This window comes from Microbacterium suwonense, from assembly GCF_030296555.1.
Lineage (GTDB): Bacteria > Actinomycetota > Actinomycetes > Actinomycetales > Microbacteriaceae > Microbacterium > Microbacterium suwonense.
In genome coordinates, this window is the sequence record NZ_AP027728.1 from 1219062 (window position 1) to 1235762 (window position 16701).

The window sequence follows — 16701 nt, forward strand, 5'->3', positions numbered from 1 at the left end:
GCGGTGCTCCGCTACGCGCTCACACGAGGGGTCCTGCTGATCGCAGGACTCCTGGTGTCGAGCGCGATCATCTTCTTCACCCTGCGGGTGCTCCCCGGCGACGTCGCGCAGCTGATCGCAGGCACCCAGGCGGGCCCCGAGCAGGTCGAGGCGATCCGGCGGGCGCTCGGCCTGGACAAGCCGCTGCTCACGCAGTACACCGACTGGATCGGCGGGATCCTGCACGGCGATCTGGGCACCTCGCAGCTCAGCGGGGCATCGGTCGGGGCCGAGTTGGTCGAGAAGGCCAGGGTGACCTGGCCGCTGGCGCTGATGTCCATGACGATCGCGATGCTGATCGCCGCGCCCTTCGGCATCCTCTCCGCCCTGCTGCGCGGACGTGCCGGCGGCACCGCGATGAGCGTGGGGGCACAGGCGGTCGCCGCCATCCCGGTGATCTGGGCCGGGATGATGCTCGTGGTCGTCTTCGCGCATTGGCTGGGCTGGCTGCCTGCTCAGGGTTTTCCCCGCACGGGCTGGTCCACCCCTGCGAAGGCCTTCGAGTCGCTGCTGCTGCCCGCGATGACGATCGGCATCGTCGAGGGCGCGATGCTGATGCGCTTCGTGCGCAGCGCGACCCTGCAGGCAGCAGGGCAGGATTTCGTGCGCACGGCGGCCGCGAAGGGACTCACCCGTCGTCAGGCGCTGGTGCGGCACGGCATCCCCGCCGTCGGGCTGTCGATCGTGACGGTGCTGGGCGTGCAGGTGGCCGGCATCATCGTCGGATCCGTGGTGGTCGAACAGCTGTTCACCCTCCCCGGCATCGGACGGATGCTCGTCGCCGACGTCGGCACACGTGATCTGGTCAAGGTGCAGAGCGAGCTGCTGGTGCTGACCGGCTTCGTGCTGGTGATCGGCTTCCTCGTCGATCTGGTGCACCACGCCATCGACCCCCGGCAGCGGCAGGAGGCGGACTGATGCCCCGCTGGCTGCGCACTCTGCTCTCCTCCCGCACCGGACTGTTCGGTGCCGTCGTCGTGCTGCTGATCGTCGTGGTCGCGCTGGTATCGGCGTTCTGGACGCCGTTCGATCCGATGCTCTCCGACATCCGCGGCCGCTGGGCCGAGCCCGGCTGGCCGCATCTGCTGGGCACCGACGGCACCGGGCGCGACATCCTCAGCCTCGTGATGGCTGGGGCGCGCACGACGCTGTTCGTCGCAGCCGGAGCCGGTGTGGTCGCTACCGTCGTCGGTGTCGCACTGGCGGCTCTCGGAGCGCTCACGGCGCGCTGGATCCGCGAGACGGTGGCGGTGCTCGTCGACATCCTGATCGCCTTCCCCGTCCTCATGATCGCCATGATGATCTCCGCGGTCTGGGGCGGATCCCTCTGGGTGGTGGCCGTGTCGGTGGGCATCGGATTCGGCGTCAGCATCGCCCGCGTCACCCGTCCGGAGCTGCGCCGCGTGCAGCAGAGCGACTTCGTGCTGGCCGGTCGCGCGAGCGGCCTGACCACCTGGCAGAACCTCGTGCGGCACCTGCTGCCGAACGTCGCACCGGTGTTCATCGTGCAGCTGTCCTGGTCGATGGCCGTCGCGGTGCTCGCCGAGGCGGGACTGTCGTACCTCGGCTTCGGCGCGACGCTCACCGAGGCCTCCTGGGGCACGCTGCTGGCCGATCTGCAGCGCTACATCGGAGTGCATCCGCTGACCGTGGTCTGGCCGGGGCTGGCGATCACCATCACCGTGCTCGGCCTGAACCTGCTGGGCGACGCCCTGCGCGAGGCGACCGACCCGACGCTGTCCCGGAACGGAGCGGCTGAACGACTGACGCTGGCCGGAGAGGGGTCGGTGGTCGCATGAGCCTGGAAGTGCAGGACCTGGTCGTCGAGATCGCCGGCCGCCGAGTGGTCGACGGGGTCTCGTTCGCGGTCACCGACGGCGAGCGCTTCGGCCTGATCGGCGAGTCGGGGTCGGGCAAGTCGCTGACCGCGCTGGCCGTGCTGGGACTGCTGCCCGAAGGCGCGACGGCCAGCGGCAGCATCCGCTGGGACGGCGTCGAGCTGATCGGGATGCCGGATCGGGACCTGGCGAAGCTGCGCGGCGACGACATCGGGATGGTGTTCCAGGAGCCGCGCACCGCACTGAACCCGATCCGCACGGTCGGCAGGCAGATCGCCGAGTCGGTGCGCATCCACGAACGCATCGGCCGCCGCGAGGCACGCGAACGGGCGATCGCCGAGGCCACCCGCGTCCGGTTGCCCGGCGCGGAGGGCCTCATCGACCGCTACCCGCACCAGCTCTCCGGCGGTCAGCGTCAGCGTGTGGCACTCGCGATGGCGCTCGCCGGCCGTCCACGACTGCTGATCACCGACGAGCCCACTACGGCGCTCGACGTCACCATCCAAGCCGAGGTGCTGGAGCTGCTGCTCTCGCTGACCTCGGAGCACGGCATGGCCCTGGTGTTCATCACGCACGATCTCGCCGTGCTGTCGCAGGTCGCCACGCATGCGGTGGTGCTCGAGCACGGCCGGGTCGTCGAGCAGGCGCCGGTGTCCACTCTGCTGAGCACCCCGTCGTCCCCGGTCACACAGGCGCTGCTGCGCGACGCGACGGCCACTCTGTGGCATCCGGACGCCGCACCGGACGGAGGGGCGTCATGAGCCTCATCGAGGCATCGAACCTCAGCCGCACCTTCCCGATCCCCCGGCGCACGCTGTTCGAGCGCCGCCGCACCAGCACGGCACTGCAGCCGACCGACCTGACCGTGGAGGAGGGTTCCTCGCTCGGCATCATCGGGGAGTCCGGCTCGGGCAAGTCGACACTCGTGCGGCTGCTGCTGGGTCTGGACCGGCCGACCACCGGAGAGGTGCTCGTGGACGGCAGGACGGTGGATGCCACGGCATCCGCTCGCTCCCTGCACTGGCTGCGCCGGCAGACCGGCCTGGTCTTCCAGGATCCGTACGCGTCGCTCGACCCGCGCATGAGCGTCGGGCAGATCGTCGCCGAGCCGCTGTGGGCGCTGGACGTGCCCGGAGACCGCCGCGCCCGGGTGCGGGAGGTGCTCGCGCAGGTGGGCCTCGAGGCCGACATGGCCGATCGGCATCCGCACGAGTTCTCCGGCGGTCAGCGCCAGCGCGTCGCCCTCGCCAGGGCGATCGCGCACCGGCCGCGCATCCTCGTCGGCGACGAGCCGCTGTCGGCCCTGGATGTCACCGTCCGCGCGCAGATCCTCGAACTGCTGGAGCGGCTGCGCCGCGAGGAAGGCCTCACCCTGATCATGGTGTCGCATGACATCGGCGTGGTGCAGAACCTCTCCGACGCCGTCGCGGTGATGAAGGACGGTCGCATCGTCGAGCGAGGGCCGACGGATGCCGTGCTGCAGCGCCCCTCCGAGGAGTACACGAAGCATCTGCTCGCGGCGATCCCCGTCATCCCCAGCGCTCCCCCGCCTCGGTGATCCGGCTCCGTATCCGTGCGCGGAAGCGGTCAGGCCTCGCCGTCGACGCGCCAGTCGATGGGCTGCGCCCCCATCGACTCGAGCAGTGCGTTCGCACGTGAGAACGGCCGGGAGCCGAAGAAGCCCCGGCTCGCCGACAGCGGGGACGGATGCGGGGACTCGATCACCGGAGTGCTCCCGAGCAGGGGCTTCAGACTCCGGGCATCCGCTCCCCACAGGATCGCCACCAGCGGCTTCTCCCGGGCGATGAGAGCGCGGATCGCGAGCTCGGTGACCTTCTCCCACCCCCAGCCGCGGTGAGATGCCGGAGCACCGGGGCGCACGGTCAGCACCCTGTTCAGCAGCAGCACGCCCTGGTCGCTCCACGCGGTGAGGTCACCATGCGGCGCCGGTGGGATGCCGAGATCGGTCTGGCGCTCCTTGTAGATGTTCCCGAGGCTGCGCGGCAGGGGGCGTACGGCGCGGTCGACGGCGAAGGACAGCCCGATCGGATGCCCTGGCGTCGGATACGGATCCTGACCGGTGATCAGCACCCGCACCTCGGAGAGAGGGCGCTGGAAGGCGCGCAGCACGTTCGCTCCCGCCGGCAGATAGCCGCGCCCGGCGGCGTTCTCGGCGCGCAGGCGTTCGCCCAGCTCCGAGATCAGCGGCTGCACGGGTTCCAGCGCCGCCGCCCAGCCGCGGTCGAGCTGCCCGGCGTCCGCGAGCTGAGCGAGAGTCTGCGCCATCAGTCGACGTCGGTGCGCACCTGCAGCGGCCCGCGGGCGAGCATGTGCTGCGCCGACTGCGCCACCGGTCGCATGGTCACGAGATCGAGATTCACGCGCCGGGGAGCGTCCAGCGCGAAGGCGATCACATCGGCGACGTCCTGCGCGAGCAGCGGCTCCTCGACGCCCGCGTACACCGCCTCAGCAGCCACGCGGTCGCCGCCGAGGCGGTTCAGGGTGAACTCCTCGGTGTGCACCATGCCGGGTGCGATCTCGACGACGCGGATCGGCTCCCCGTTCAGCTCCTGACGCAGCACCTTGACGAGCATGGACTCCGCGGCCTTCGCCGCGTTGTAGCCGCCACCGCCCGGGTAGCCGATCTGTGCGGCGGTCGAGGTGACGAAGACCATATCGGCGTGACCGCTCTGCGCCGCAGCCTCGCGCAGCAGTGGCAGGATGCCCGCCACGAGCCGCTGCGTCGACAGCACATTCGCGTCGTACATCCACTGCCAGTCCTCGACCGAACCGCCCTCGACGCTGTCGGTCCCGCGCGCTCCACCCGCGACCTGCACCAGCGCATGCACGGGACCGGTGCGGGCCAGTTCTGCCAGCATCGCCTCCACGGCATCCGCGTCTGTCAGGTCGCAGGCCAGCGCCGCCGACCCGGTCTCCTCGGCGAGCGCCTCCAGGCGCTCCGCGCGTCGCGCGACGCCGACCACATCCCACCGCTGCGCACGCAGCGCGCGCACAGTCGCCTCCCCGATTCCGGTACTCGCCCCGGTCACCACGGCACGCCTGTTCATCATGCCTCCACCGTAGAGCTTTTTCGGCCCGGATCCGGTCATCGAAGTGTTACGTAACATTTCCCGGGTCTTGTCGACAGCACCCCGGCATCCGTACTGTCGCAGAAGGGCACTCGCCCTCCACCCGACATCCACGCCCCCTGGGAGACTTCCGATGACCGCTGAAGAATGGCGTTTCGAAACCAAGCAGATCCACTCCGGCGCGGCTCCGGATCCGGTGACCGGCTCGCGCGCCACACCGATCTACCAGACCACCTCGTATGTGTTCCGCGACACCGAGCACGCCGCGAACCTGTTCTCGCTGGCCGAGACCGGCAACATCTACACCCGCATCCAGAACCCCACCCAGGATGTCGTCGAGCAGCGCCTCGCCGCGCTCGAGGGCGGCACGGCGGCACTCGTGGTCGCCTCGGGGATGTCGGCGGCGACGCTGTCGATCCTGAACATCGCCGGCGCCGGCGACCACGTCGTCGCCTCCTCGGCGATCTACGGCGGCACCTACAACCTGCTGCGGTACACGCTGGCCAAGCTCGGCATCGAGACGACCTTCGTCGAAGACCAGGACGACCCGCAGGCGTGGCGCGACGCCGCCCGCCCGAACACCAAGCTGTTCTTCGCCGAGACCATCGGCAACCCGAAGATCAACGTGCTCGACATCCGCACCGTGGCCGACATCGCCCATGAGAACGGCGTGCCGCTGATCGTCGACAACACCATCTCCACCCCGTACCTCGTGCGTCCGTTCGAGCACGGCGCCGACATCGTCATCCACGCCGCCACGAAGTTCCTCGGCGGCCACGGCACGGTCATCGCCGGTGCGATCGTCGACGGCGGCACCTTCCCGTGGTCCGAGCACGCCGACAAGTTCCCGGGGCTCACCGAGCCCGACCCGTCGTACCACGGCGTCAGCTACTCGGGTGTGCTGGGCGACGGCATCGCCTACATCATCAAGGCGCGCGTGCAGCTGCTGCGCGACACCGGCCCCGCGATCGCCCCGGCCAGCGCCTGGCAGCTCATCCAGGGCATCGAGACCCTGTCGCTGCGCATCGAGCGCCACGTGCAGAACACCCAGGAGATCGCCGAGTGGCTCGAGGACCACGACGGCGTCGCCTCGGTCAGCTACGCGGGGCTTCCTCCTCGCCGTGGTACGCACTGGCCAACAAGTACGCGCCCAAGGGCGTCGGCGCCGTGCTGTCGTTCGAGCTGAAGGGCGGCGTGGACGTCGGCCGCGCGTTCGTCGACAACCTCAAGCTGTTCAGCCACCTCGCCAACATCGGCGACGTGCGCTCGCTGGTCATCCACCCGGCGTCGACCACCCACTCGCAGCTGAGCCCCGAGGAGCAGCTGTCCAGCGGCGTCACGCCGGGCCTGGTCCGGCTGTCGGTGGGCCTGGAGAACGTCGAGGACCTCAAGGCCGACCTCGAGCAGGCTCTCACCGCCGCACGGGAGACCGCCGAGGCGCTGCGCGCCTGACCCATCATCACCTCCGCCGAAACCCCTCATGGTCGCCGGCACCCCTCCTGAATCACGTATTTCACGAGGGGTGTGGGCAACCATGAGGGGTTTCGACGTGCGGGGCACTCTTCCTGCACATTCGCGGGTTCTGTGGAGGTTGTCCACATCGGGCTGATCCGAGCTCAGAGCGGATGCTGAACGCGGCAGTCTGTTCTGCATGCCGAAAGACCTCGACCTCCCTGCCGCGCGGTTGATGCTGCGCACGCGTGAGGATCTGCTCGCCGGGGGCATGACGGAACGCGATATCGCCGCCCAGGTCACGGCGAAGCTGCTGATCCGCATCCGCCGGGGGCGGTACGTCTCTGCCGTCGACTGGGACGGACTCTGGAACGAAGGACGCCACCTGCTGCAGGTACTCGCCTTCCACCTCAACGCTCGCGCCCCGGGTCCGCTCTTCTGGGGTCCCTCGGCAGCCGTCCTGCATGGCCTCCCGCTCTATCGACTCGCCCCCACGGCGGTCCATGTCGTCATCCTCGGCGAGCGACACAGCCGCTCACGCACCGGAATCGCCTGGCACGATGTCGGAATCGCCGACGCCGATATGGTCGAGATCGACGGCATCCGATGCACCTCCCTGGATCGCACCGTCCTCGACATGGCGCGTTCATTCCCGGAGGAGGTGGGGGTCTCCGTCGCGGATGCCGCGCTGCGGCGAGAGGCCGTCACCGGACATGTGCAGGATCGCGACCGCGCGGAGCACTGGCGCGGACGGATGCTGGAGCGCGCTCTCACTGTGCACACCCGCGGCATCCGCAGTGCACGTCGGCTGATCGAGTTCGCAGACGGCAGAGCGCAGCTCCCCGGCGAGAGCGTGAGCCGGCTGCAGCTGGATCGTCTCGGCTATCGCGGCCTCGATCTCCAGGTGCACGTCGTGGGGCCCGATCAGGAGGACTACTGGATGGACTTCGGTTTTCCTCGTTCGCGGGTCTTCGGAGAGTTCGACGGGCGCGGCAAGTACCTCCAAGGCGATCTGCGTGGAGATCGTGCGATCGAGGACGTCATCCTCGACGAGAAGCGCCGCGAGGACATCGTCCGCGGGGTGACAGGCTGGCGCACCACCCGGTGGGCCTCCGAGCACATCCGCACGCTCGACGTCTTCGCCCGGCGGCTGCAGGCGTTCGGTCTGCGTCCTCCCGGCTGAGCACATTCCCTCGCCCCGCGCCGCCCCGCCCGTCCCCCGACGCCCGTTCCCCGACGCCGAGACCCCTCCTGCCCGCCGAGACCCCTCCTCAATTGCGCATTTCCCGAGGGGTGTGGGCGATCATGAGGGGTCTCGGCGGAAGAGACGGAAGGAGGGAGAGTCGGGGCGGGGCGTCGCATCCGCGTAACCTGCCCTCACTTCGCACGGGTACGGGCGAGAATGAGAGTCATGGACTGGCAGACGACCTCTGAGGACACGGTGCCATCGGCGCCCGTGACCGAGGCCGATGAGCGTCTGCTGCGCGCCCGTCCGCCCGCCACCGGCGCCTGGCGCGACGGGGATGCCGCGGGGCACCGCCGCTTCACCTTCCTGGGCGGCTTCCACACCGAGAGCGGCCAGCACCTGCCGGTCACCCGGCTGGCATGGGAGTCGTGGGGCGAGCTGAACGAGGCACGCGACAACGCCGTGCTGATCCTGCACGCGCTGACCGGAGACAGCCATGTTCGCGGCGAGGCCGGCGCAGGGCATCCGACCGCCGGCTGGTGGAACCCGGTCGTCGGGCCGGGTGCGGCCATCGACACCGACCGCTGGTTCGTGATCGCACCGAACATGCTCGGCGGATGCCAGGGATCCACGGGACCGGCAAGCATCGCCCCGGACGGCCGGGAATGGGCCTCCCGCTTCCCCTACCTGACGATCCGCGACCAGGTCGCCGCGCAGGTGCGTCTGGCGGATGAGCTCGGCATCGATCGCTGGGCGGCCGTGATCGGCGGGTCGATGGGCGGAATGCACGCTCTGGAGTGGGCGGTGATGGAGCCCGAACGCGTCGAGCGGCTCGCGGTGCTTTCCTCTCCCCCAGCGACCACCGCCGACCAGTTGGCACTGAACTTCGTGCAGCTCGAGACCGTGCGCATGGATCCGCGCTTTGCCGGTGGCGAGTACTACGACGCTGCTCTCGGCGAAGGACCCCATCGCGGCCTCGCGCTAGCACGGCGCATGGCGCTGCTGAACTACCGCAGCCCGATCGAGCTCAATCAGCGCTTCCAGCGTTCCTGGCAGTCCGAGGTCTCGCCGCTCGGGCACGGCGGTCGCTTCGCGGTCGAGTCGTATCTGGACTTCCACGGCAACAAGTTCACCCGCCGCTTCGATGCGAACAGCTACATCACCGTCGTCGAGGCGATGAACTCGCACGACATCGGCCGTGATCGCGGCGGCGTCGAAGAAGCCCTGCACACCATCACCGCGAAGAGCCTGGTGATCGGCATCGACACCGACCGGCTGTTCCCCGTCGACGGGCAGCAGCGCATCGCGCGCAGCCTCCCGAACCTCATCGACGATGAGGCCATCGTGCTTGCCAGCGACTTCGGCCATGACGGATTCCTCATCGAGACCGATGAGGTCGGGATGCATCTGCGGCGGCTGCTGGCCGCCTGAGACGCGTGTGCGAACCCAGCTCAGCTGCGTTCGTACCTCCAGGGCGGCTCGCCCATCCACAGCCGGTGCCGGGCCCCGGGCGGACCGGGTTCGTCGGCATGCGCCTCGTCGCCGCCCCAGATCGCCAGCGGCACCCGCTCCTCCGTTCCCATCCGCGTCGTGAAGTACGCCGGCTCGCGGACTGCGGCGAGCGCATCATCGACGGTGCGATACTCCCGCAGGGCGTGCAGGGTGACCCATGTCGGCGGGAACAGCATGATCGAGCCGTCGGCATGGCCGGCGAACGCAGCCTGGGGCGTCATCCAGGCGGCCTCCTCGATCTCCCCGGGTTCGATCGCACCCGATCGCCCAGGTCGCGGGCGAGGAAGAACCAGGTGCGGAACTTCACCGGGGTCTCCTCCGGCGGCACCCAGCGCGAGAACAGGGTGAGATCGCCGATCCGGATGCCCGCCTCCTCGGCCGTCTCGCGCACGGCGGCGTTGCGCGCAGCATCCGCTTCGCCCATCCCCTCAGCGGTGTCTCCGGGGTCGACGCGACCGCCGGGGAACACCCACGCGCCCGCGAACGACCCTGACGCCGGGCGGCGCAGCAGCAGCGACTCCAACCCGGCCCGGCCGTCGCGCAGCACCACGGCGGTCCCGGCGACGCGGATCGGGCTCTCAGCGTTCACGCCGGCTCATTCCCCGTTCGCCGCCCGGGCCGACTCCTCGATCGCCGCCTCCAGACGCTCGACCTTGGCATCCAGCTCACCGCTGTAACCGGGACGGATGTCGGCCTTCAGCACCAGCGAGACGCGCGAGCCGAAGGGCATCACCGCTTCTGTGGCGCGCTTGACGACCTCCATCACGGTGTCCCAGTCCGGACCCTCGATCTCGGTGAACATGCTCGTGGTGCGATGGGCGAGTCCGGAGTCCCGGACCACGCGCACGGCGGCGGCCACGGCGTCGTGGACGGAGTCTCCGGCACTGCCGTTGCCGGACGGGGCGACTGAGAATGCGACGAGCATGGGATTCCTCCGGGTTTCAGTGTGCGGTCAGGGTTGCGACCGGAGCGCGCAGGACGGCGCGCACAGCGTGGGCGAGCAGGACGACCAGAAGCAGGTTCCGCACGGTCAGCACGAGCACCGCGAGCAGGTCGGCCCGCAGCAGCTGATCATAGACGAGCGGGTAGACGACGAAGGTCAGCGCGCACAGCAGCAGCACCAGCACGGTTGCCGTCCTCGCCCGTGTGCGGTCGAACACGATCCACAGGATCACCGGCGCGATCAGCCAGGTCTGGAACTGCGGAGAGCCGACCTTGTTGGTGACGATCAGCCCGGCGATGAGCGCGAGCGCCAGCGGCGGCAGCAGCCGCTGCCAGGGCACGCCTCTGCCTGCGCGCAGCACACCCAGAAGCAGGAGGCCGGCGATCACGGCCACCATCAGCGGCGTCAGCGCCGCCGAGACCGCATCGGCCCCGGGAGCAGCGATCTGGAAGGTGAGGATCACGGGGCTGTAGTCGATCCGTGCGGCGCCGAAGGCCGCCAACCACAGGAACGGGGTGGCCGCCACCGCCTCGATCTGCAGACCCCGGCCGGTCTGCATGGTGAGGAAGCCGAGCAGATGCTCCCCCGCACCAAGGGCCAGCAGCGCCCCCACGATCAGGACGGTCACGGATGCTGCGACCAGGAGCACCTGCACCGCGCGTCTGCCTGCCGCGGCCGCGGCAAGCACGATCGCGCCGGGCCAGATCTTGATCCACGCGCCGATCGTCAGCAGCGCCACCGCGACCTTCGGGCGTCGTGCGAGCCACAGCCCGCCGGCGACGGCGAGCGGTACGGTGATCGCATCGATCCGGTAGATCGCGATCGGGCCGAGCAGCAGCAGCGCGCCGACCCAGAACCAGGCTGCGCGTCGGCGTCGTCGCGTGCCGCCGTTCCCGACCAGCACCGCGAAACCCAGCACGTCGCAGAGGGTGACCAGCAGCGCCCAGCCGATCAGATATCCGCCGTACTGCCCGAGCACGGCGATGAACGGCACGGCGAGCACGTGCGCCAGCAGCATCGGGATCAGCGCCAGCTGCGGATAGACCCAGCTCTCGGTGATCCCGACGACCGCCCCGCCGCCGAGCGCGGCGGAGGACCAGGGCTGGTACACGAGCACGACATCGCCCATCGGCTGGCTGGGCAGCACCCAGCCGAGCCAGGCGACGATCAGGTGTGCCGCGAGGAAGGCACCCCACAGCACCGCGGAGCGGGTTCTGCTGCGAGTCATCCGTGCGCCGTCGTCTTCATGCGATCAGTTCCGCGATCGTCGCCGGGAGTGCCTCGGCGACGTCCATCGCGACGATCGGATGCCCGACAGCGCCACCGTGCGCGCCGGATGCTCGGCGTGCCGCAGCCCCGTGCAGCCAGGCTGCCGCCGCAGCGGTCTGTTCGAGAGGACGCTCGGGGTTCGCCGCCAGCAGCGTGCCGAGGATTCCTGCAAGCACGTCTCCCGTGCCGGCCGTCGCCAACCAGGACGGCCCGTTCCCGACGGAGAGCATCTCACCGTCGGGCGCGGCGATCACCGTGCGGGCGCCTTTGCGCAGCACGACCGCGTCGAGTGCCCGCGCGGTCTGGCGGGTCTGCGCGATGGCTGCATCACCGGCATCCGCTCCCGATGCATCCGATTCCGCCGCGCCGCTGAGTCCGAGCTGCGCGCGCAGCCTGCCAAGCTCGCCGCCGTGCGGTGTGAGCACCAGGGGCGCAGTGGATCCGCGGGCCAGATCCAGCGCCCCGGCATCCACCACCACGGGTGCGTCGCCGGCGAGGATGCGGCAGAGCACGGTCTGCTCGTGCTCGCTGCGGTGTGCGGCATCCGCCCCCGACCCGACCACCCACGCACCCACCCGGATGCGGCCGATGTCCGAGCCGACCACGGTCTCCGGCCGACGCGCCAGCACGGCATCCGCCGCATCGCCCAGATAGCGCACGTAGCCCGCACCGGTCCGCCACGCGGCTTCGACACCCAGCACGGCCGCGCCCGGGTACGCCGCCGACCCGGTGCGCAGCGCCACCACCCCGCGGGAGTACTTGTCGTCGGCCGCTGTGGGGATGCGCAGGAAGCCGATGGTGTCGTCCCTCGTCCACTCGCGGATCATCATCCCACGCTAGCGCGCCCGGCCGACGCAGCAGCGGGTAGCGTCGATGTGTGACTCTGCTGTTCTCCCCGCTGTCCCTCCGTTCCCGCACCTTCCGCAACCGCCTCTGGGTATCGCCGATGTGCATGTACAGTGCGGTGGACGGCGTCCCGCAGCGCTGGCATCGCACGCACCTGGCGCAGTTCGCCTCCGGCGGCGCCGGGCTCGTCATGGCCGAGGCGACCGGCGTCGTCCCGGAGGGAAGGATCTCGCCGCGGGACACCGGGCTGTGGTCCGACGAGCAGCGCGACGCCTGGGCGGACATCGTCGACGACGTGCACGAGCGCGGCAGCTTGATCGGCATCCAGCTCGCGCACGCCGGGCGGATGGCATCCACCTGGTGGCCGTGGGCCGACGAACGGGGCTCAGTGCCCGCCGGCAAGGGCGGCTGGCCCACCGTCGCGCCCTCTGCGATCGCCTTCGACGGGTATGCGGTGCCGGCTGTGCTGGACGCGGCCGGTATCGAGCGCGTTGCCTGCGGCTTCGCGGATGCCGCTCGACGCGCCACGGATGCCGGGTTCGACGTTCTCGAGGTGCACGGCGCCCACGGCTATCTGCTGCACGAGTTCCTCTCTCCGCTGTCGAACACGAGGGAAGACGAGTACGGCGGATCGCTGGAGAATCGTGCGCGGCTGCTGCTGAGGGTCGTCGAGGCCGTGCGCGCGGCGGCGGGCGAGGCCCTGCCCGTGTTCGTGCGGCTGTCGGCCACCGACTACGCCGAGGGCGGGTTCACCCCCGAGCAGGCCGCCCAGGTCGGCCGCTGGGCGGCGGATGCCGGTGCCGACCTGGTCGATGTCTCCAGCGGCGGCATCGTCGCCCGCCCGACGATCGACTACCGACCCGGGTTCCAGGTGCCCTTCGCCGCCACAGTGCGAGCGGAAGGTCGGGTGCCCACCGCGGCGGTCGGGCTGATCTCCTCGGGCACGCACGCCGAGGAGGTGCTGGCCTCGGGCGCGGCGGATGCCGTGTTCGCCGGCCGCGAGTGGCTGCGAGACCCGCACTTCGCCCTGCGCGCCGCGCACGAGCTGGGCGCCCAGACCGAGTGGCCACCGCAGTACCTGCGCGCCCGCTGGCGCGACTGACCTGCCCCGGACGCCGCGCGACCCGCCGGATGGGGCGACCCGCCGGATGCCGCGCGACCTGCCGGAGGCTGCGTCAGCGACCGTAGCCGCGCCGGGTGGCGTCCTGCACCTCCCCGACGAGCTCTTCGAGGATGTCCTCCAGGAACAGCACGGCGGTCGTCTCGCCGGCGCCGTCACGCACCTTGGCGAGGTGGCGTCCGGCACGGCGCATCACGGCCAGCGCATCCTCCAGGTCCGTGTCCTCCTGCACGGGAACCATGTGATGGATCCGCTTGGCGGGCAGTGGCGCATCCACATGCCCGTCGGCGTCCTCCGAGGCGCGCAGCACGTCCTTCAGATGCACATAGCCGACCGCGGTGCCGTCCGCATCCACGATCACGTAGCGTGAGAAGCCGTAGCGGGCGACGGCCCGCTCCACGTCGTCCGGCGTCGCCGTCTCGGGCAGCGTGATCAGATCGGCGATCGGAACCGCGATCTCACGGGCCTTCTTGTCGGTGAACTCCACGACCGCGGCGACGGCACCGGAAGTGTCGGTGAGCACCCCTCGCGGCGGGACCGGTCCACGATCGTCGCGACCTCCTCGATCGTGAACGTCGAGGCGGCCTCGTTCTTCGGCTCCACGCGGAACAGCCGCAGGAACGCGTTGGCCATCCCGTTGAGAGCGTGGATCACGGGCCCGAACACGCGGGACACCCACACCAGCGGCGGTGCGAGGATCAGCACGGCACGATCCGGGATCGAGAACGCCAGGTTCTTCGGCACCATCTCGCCGAACACCACGTGCAGGAACGAGACCAGCGCGAGGGTCACGACGAAGGCGACCACCGAGATCACAGCGGGATCCCAGCCGACCGCGTGCATCGGGATCTCCAGCAGGTGGTGGATCGCCGGCTCCGAGACATTCAGGATCAGCAGCGAGCAGATCGTGATGCCCAGCTGCGAGGTCGCCAGCATCAGCGTGGCGTGCTCCATCGCGTACAGGGCTGTCGTGGCCGCCTTCGAGCCGCGCTCGGCCAGGGGCTCCACCTGCGATCTACGGGCGGAGATGACGGCGAACTCGCCGCCGACGAAGAAGGCGTTCGCCAGCAGCAGCACGACGAGCCACACCAGGCCTGCCCAATCGTTCATCGGCCGGCCTCCGTCTGCTCGTCGGATTCGCCGCTGGGGTCGGGGTCGTAGCGCAGGCGGTCCACGCGCCGGCCGTCCATCCGGATCACCGTGAGCTTTCCGGTCGCCACGGGCACCTCGTCGCCGAGGGCGGGCACGCGCTCGAGCAGGCTCATCACGTAGCCGCCGACGGTGTCGTACACCTCGCCCTCCGGCACGTCGATGCCGGTGCGTGCACGCAGCTCGTCAGGGCGCAGCTCGCCGGGGAAGGTGATCGAGTCCCCCGGCGGACGATGCCGGCCCGCGAGCGGTCGTGCTCGTCGAACACCTCGCCGACGATCTCCTCGATGAGGTCCTCCAGGGTGACGATGCCGGCCGTCCCGCCGTACTCGTCGACCACGACCGCCAGCTGATATCCCCTCGAGCGCAGCTCGGCGACGAGCACATCCAGGTGCACCGTCTCGGGAACGCGCAGCGGTTCGCTGCTCAGTGCTCCGACCGGCACCTCACGGCGCTTCTCGCGGGGTACCGAGACGGCCGCCTTCACATGCACGACGCCGGTGATGTCGTCGAGGTCGTCGTCGAAGACCGGGAAGCGGCTGTGGCCGGTGCTCCGTGCCAGCCGGATCACGTCATCCGCCGAGTCCCCCACCGAGATCGCATGCATGCTCGGCCGCGGGGTCATGATGTCGTCGGCGGTGAGACGGGCGAAGGTGAGGCTGCGATCCAGCAGGCTCGCGGTGTCGGCCTCGAGCACACCCTGGCTTGCCGATCGGCGCACCAGCGACGACAGCTCCTCGGCGCTGCGCGCACCGGAGAGCTCTTCCTTCGGCTCGATGCCGATCGCCCGCAGCACCGCGTTCGCGCTGCCGTTGAGCAGCAGCACGGCCGGCTTGAAGACCACGGTGAACGCCGTCTGGAACGGGATCACGAGCTTGGCGGTCTGAATCGGCAGCGCCAGCGCGAAGTTCTTCGGCACCAGCTCGCCGATGATCATCGACAGGATGGTGGCCACGAGCATCGCGGCGGTCACCGAGATCGGGGTCGCCACACCGTCGGGCACGCCCCAGGCCTCCATCAGCGGCGCGAGCAGCTTCGAGATCGCCGGCTCCATCGTGTAGCCGGTCAGCAGCGTGGTCAGGGTGATTCCCAGCTGCGCCGCAGAGAGGTGCGTCGAGGTGATCTTCAGCGCACGGATGGTCAGGGCGAGACGGGACTCGCCCCGGGCCTGACGCGCCTCGAGCTCGGCGCGGTCGAGATTGACCAGGGCGAACTCGCTGGCGACGAACAGGCCGGTCCCGACGATGAGCAGCAGCCCCACGCCCAGCAGCAGATATTCCATCAGCTGAAGTCCTCGCAGAGAGCGAGAAGCGGGCAGTGGGGCGAGGGACTGCAAGAAGGAGGGTCGTCCATGGTGCCGACGATCTTACAGAATCCGACTGTGAGACCGCGCGTGGGCCCGCGTCCGGCATCCGCCCCGCGCCCCTGTGTCCGGCCCCGGCATCCGCTGCACCTCCCGGCATCCGCTGCATCGATCGATGGAGCGGATGCTGAAGAGTGCAGCGCATGCGGACCGCGCGCGGGACGGATGCAGGAAAGTGCAGCGCATGCGGACCGTGCGCGGGACGGATGCAGGAAAGTGCAGCGCACGAGACGCGGGTGCGCAGCGCGCGGGAGGTCACCGTGGGAGCTGGAGGCTGCGCGGCGGCGGGGGAAGCCGACTGGGCAAGCCGTCGGCGACGAGGATGTCGTAGAGCTCGCGGGGACGGCGAAGGTGCGGGGTGCGCCAGCGCGACACGCGGCTCACGATGCGAGCAAGTGCATCGCCGCGATCCTTCTCCTCGATCAGCGCATCCGCAGGGGTGCGTCCACGCAGAAGCGCCGGGTCGAGGTACTTGCCGACGCCGTCGAACTCGCCCACATGGTCGTACTCCGGAAAGTAGAAGTCCGTCTGTGCGGTGGACCCGTCGAGCAGCGTGAACTCACGCTGCAGGACCGGCTCCGGGAACCCCAGTCGCTTCAACAGCACTCGACTCTGCGACTCGCGAACCGAATCCGAGAGCGCCGTGGCCTCGTCGAGCGCATGTCGGATCTTCGCCCGTCCCCGGGATGAGGAACGCCTTGCCGCCAGCATCCGCAGCTCCTCGATCGTCGCCAGGGGCCCGCCGGGCCGTCGCGCCCAGAGCACCTGGTCGAGCACCACCACCGCCTGTGTGTGATCCGCGATCGCGGCGATGTCGATCGCCGTCTGGGCCGGGGTGGTGATCCTGTGCACTCCCCACTGCTCGGCATCCGCGTCCACGCCGATGCCGTGCCTG

At 70.1% G+C, this 16701-nt stretch carries 15 protein-coding genes and 3 pseudogenes; 8 read left to right on the top strand and 10 right to left on the bottom strand.

The genetic code is table 11. The annotated features are described in order from the left end of the window. Positions 1–3: 3 nt before the first annotated feature. The 4 genes from QUE33_RS06225 to QUE33_RS06240 are packed head-to-tail and all read left to right on the top strand — an operon-like array spanning position 4 to position 3435. Positions 4–957, top strand: coding sequence for an ABC transporter permease (locus QUE33_RS06225; protein ID WP_286302555.1), 954 nt, complete (start codon positions 4–6; stop codon positions 955–957). Then, positions 957–1838 (top strand): ABC transporter permease, encoded by an 882-nt coding sequence (locus QUE33_RS06230; protein WP_286302557.1) that lies wholly within the window; start codon positions 957–959, stop codon positions 1836–1838. The genes QUE33_RS06225 and QUE33_RS06230 overlap by 1 nt, the downstream gene beginning before the upstream one ends. After that, positions 1835–2638: an ATP-binding cassette domain-containing protein gene (locus tag QUE33_RS06235; protein ID WP_286302559.1), complete on the top strand. Its 804-nt coding sequence runs from the start codon at positions 1835–1837 to the stop codon at positions 2636–2638. The genes QUE33_RS06230 and QUE33_RS06235 overlap by 4 nt, the downstream gene beginning before the upstream one ends. After that, the gene (locus QUE33_RS06240) at positions 2635–3435 is read left to right on the top strand and encodes an ABC transporter ATP-binding protein (RefSeq protein WP_286302561.1); all 801 of its coding nucleotides are present in this window, start codon (positions 2635–2637) and stop codon (positions 3433–3435) included. Before QUE33_RS06235 ends, QUE33_RS06240 begins: the two co-directional genes overlap by 4 nt. A gap of 29 nt (positions 3436–3464) precedes the next feature. On the opposite strand, the gene QUE33_RS06245 is transcribed toward QUE33_RS06240, so the two are convergent. Then, positions 3465–4163, bottom strand: a complete 699-nt coding sequence (locus tag QUE33_RS06245) for a uracil-DNA glycosylase (RefSeq protein ID WP_286302563.1) — start codon at positions 4161–4163, stop codon at positions 3465–3467. Further along, positions 4163–4948 (bottom strand): SDR family oxidoreductase, encoded by a 786-nt coding sequence (locus QUE33_RS06250; protein WP_286302564.1) that lies wholly within the window; start codon positions 4946–4948, stop codon positions 4163–4165. The genes QUE33_RS06245 and QUE33_RS06250 overlap by 1 nt, the downstream gene beginning before the upstream one ends. Before the next feature lie 151 nt (positions 4949–5099). Between QUE33_RS06250 and QUE33_RS06255 the strand changes: the two are divergent. The 3 genes and pseudogenes from QUE33_RS06255 to metX all read left to right on the top strand — a co-directional run bounded on the left by QUE33_RS06255 (position 5100) and on the right by metX (position 9035). Continuing rightward, a pseudogene (locus tag QUE33_RS06255) lies at positions 5100–6418 on the top strand (bifunctional o-acetylhomoserine/o-acetylserine sulfhydrylase). A 199-nt stretch (positions 6419–6617) separates the two neighbouring features. Beyond that, a complete protein-coding gene (locus QUE33_RS06260) occupies positions 6618–7601 on the top strand; it encodes a hypothetical protein (RefSeq protein ID WP_286302566.1) in 984 nt (327 codons plus the stop codon). A 228-nt stretch (positions 7602–7829) separates the two neighbouring features. Then, positions 7830–9035 carry a homoserine O-acetyltransferase MetX gene (metX, locus tag QUE33_RS06265; RefSeq protein ID WP_286302569.1) on the top strand — a complete coding sequence of 402 codons (1206 nt, stop codon included), beginning with the start codon at positions 7830–7832 and terminating at the stop codon, positions 9033–9035. Between the two features lie 20 nt (positions 9036–9055). On the opposite strand, the gene QUE33_RS06270 is transcribed toward metX, so the two are convergent. Genes QUE33_RS06270 through QUE33_RS06290 form a run of 5 tightly spaced genes read right to left on the bottom strand, consistent with a single transcriptional unit; the run spans position 9056 to position 12155 of the window. Continuing rightward, positions 9056–9337 carry a hypothetical protein gene (locus tag QUE33_RS06270; RefSeq protein ID WP_286302570.1) on the bottom strand — a complete coding sequence of 94 codons (282 nt, stop codon included), beginning with the start codon at positions 9335–9337 and terminating at the stop codon, positions 9056–9058. Beyond that, on the bottom strand, positions 9334–9705 hold the full coding sequence (locus QUE33_RS06275) for an NUDIX domain-containing protein (RefSeq protein ID WP_286302572.1): 372 nt from the start codon (positions 9703–9705) through the stop codon (positions 9334–9336). Before QUE33_RS06275 ends, QUE33_RS06270 begins: the two co-directional genes overlap by 4 nt. A 6-nt stretch (positions 9706–9711) precedes the next feature. Beyond that, complete coding sequence (locus QUE33_RS06280) at positions 9712–10041, bottom strand: thiamine-binding protein (RefSeq protein ID WP_286302574.1); 330 nt, start codon at positions 10039–10041, stop codon at positions 9712–9714. Between the two features lie 16 nt (positions 10042–10057). Further along, on the bottom strand, positions 10058–11287 hold the full coding sequence (locus tag QUE33_RS06285) for a hypothetical protein (RefSeq protein WP_286302576.1): 1230 nt from the start codon (positions 11285–11287) through the stop codon (positions 10058–10060). A 16-nt stretch (positions 11288–11303) separates the two neighbouring features. Beyond that, entirely contained in the window at positions 11304–12155 is an 852-nt protein-coding gene (locus QUE33_RS06290; RefSeq protein WP_286303074.1) for an ADP-dependent NAD(P)H-hydrate dehydratase, read from the bottom strand. Positions 12156–12205: 50 nt separating this feature from the next. Between QUE33_RS06290 and QUE33_RS06295 the strand changes: the two genes are divergently transcribed. Next, complete coding sequence (locus QUE33_RS06295) at positions 12206–13276, top strand: NADH:flavin oxidoreductase/NADH oxidase (protein ID WP_286302577.1); 1071 nt, start codon at positions 12206–12208, stop codon at positions 13274–13276. A 73-nt stretch (positions 13277–13349) separates the two neighbouring features. On the opposite strand, the pseudogene QUE33_RS06300 reads toward QUE33_RS06295, so the two are convergent. From QUE33_RS06300 to QUE33_RS06310, 3 genes and pseudogenes are all read right to left on the bottom strand, one after another. Next, positions 13350–14404: pseudogene (locus QUE33_RS06300) on the bottom strand (hemolysin family protein). Beyond that, a pseudogene (locus QUE33_RS06305) lies at positions 14401–15725 on the bottom strand (hemolysin family protein). The pseudogenes QUE33_RS06300 and QUE33_RS06305 overlap by 4 nt, the downstream one beginning before the upstream one ends. A 336-nt stretch (positions 15726–16061) precedes the next feature. Further along, positions 16062–16685 (bottom strand): hypothetical protein, encoded by a 624-nt coding sequence (locus QUE33_RS06310; RefSeq protein WP_286302578.1) that lies wholly within the window; start codon positions 16683–16685, stop codon positions 16062–16064. Between the last annotated feature and the right edge of the window lie 16 nt (positions 16686–16701).

What these genes read in the sequence shown, in the direction of transcription:
- QUE33_RS06290 (WP_286303074.1), bottom strand. Translation starts at nt 12,155, where the DNA reads ATGATCCGCGAGTGGACGAGGGACGACACCATCGGCTTCCTGCGCATC.
- QUE33_RS06270 (WP_286302570.1), bottom strand. Translation starts at nt 9,337, where the DNA reads ATGACGCCCCAGGCTGCGTTCGCCGGCCATGCCGACGGCTCGATCATG.
- QUE33_RS06235 (WP_286302559.1), top strand. Translation starts at nt 1,835, where the DNA reads ATGAGCCTGGAAGTGCAGGACCTGGTCGTCGAGATCGCCGGCCGCCGA.
- QUE33_RS06245 (WP_286302563.1), bottom strand. Translation starts at nt 4,163, where the DNA reads ATGGCGCAGACTCTCGCTCAGCTCGCGGACGCCGGGCAGCTCGACCGC.
- QUE33_RS06285 (WP_286302576.1), bottom strand. Translation starts at nt 11,287, where the DNA reads ATGACTCGCAGCAGAACCCGCTCCGCGGTGCTGTGGGGTGCCTTCCTC.
- QUE33_RS06260 (WP_286302566.1), top strand. Translation starts at nt 6,618, where the DNA reads ATGCCGAAAGACCTCGACCTCCCTGCCGCGCGGTTGATGCTGCGCACG.
- metX (WP_286302569.1), top strand. Translation starts at nt 7,830, where the DNA reads ATGGACTGGCAGACGACCTCTGAGGACACGGTGCCATCGGCGCCCGTG.
- QUE33_RS06250 (WP_286302564.1), bottom strand. Translation starts at nt 4,948, where the DNA reads ATGATGAACAGGCGTGCCGTGGTGACCGGGGCGAGTACCGGAATCGGG.
- QUE33_RS06280 (WP_286302574.1), bottom strand. Translation starts at nt 10,041, where the DNA reads ATGCTCGTCGCATTCTCAGTCGCCCCGTCCGGCAACGGCAGTGCCGGA.
- QUE33_RS06240 (WP_286302561.1), top strand. Translation starts at nt 2,635, where the DNA reads ATGAGCCTCATCGAGGCATCGAACCTCAGCCGCACCTTCCCGATCCCC.
- QUE33_RS06230 (WP_286302557.1), top strand. Translation starts at nt 957, where the DNA reads ATGCCCCGCTGGCTGCGCACTCTGCTCTCCTCCCGCACCGGACTGTTC.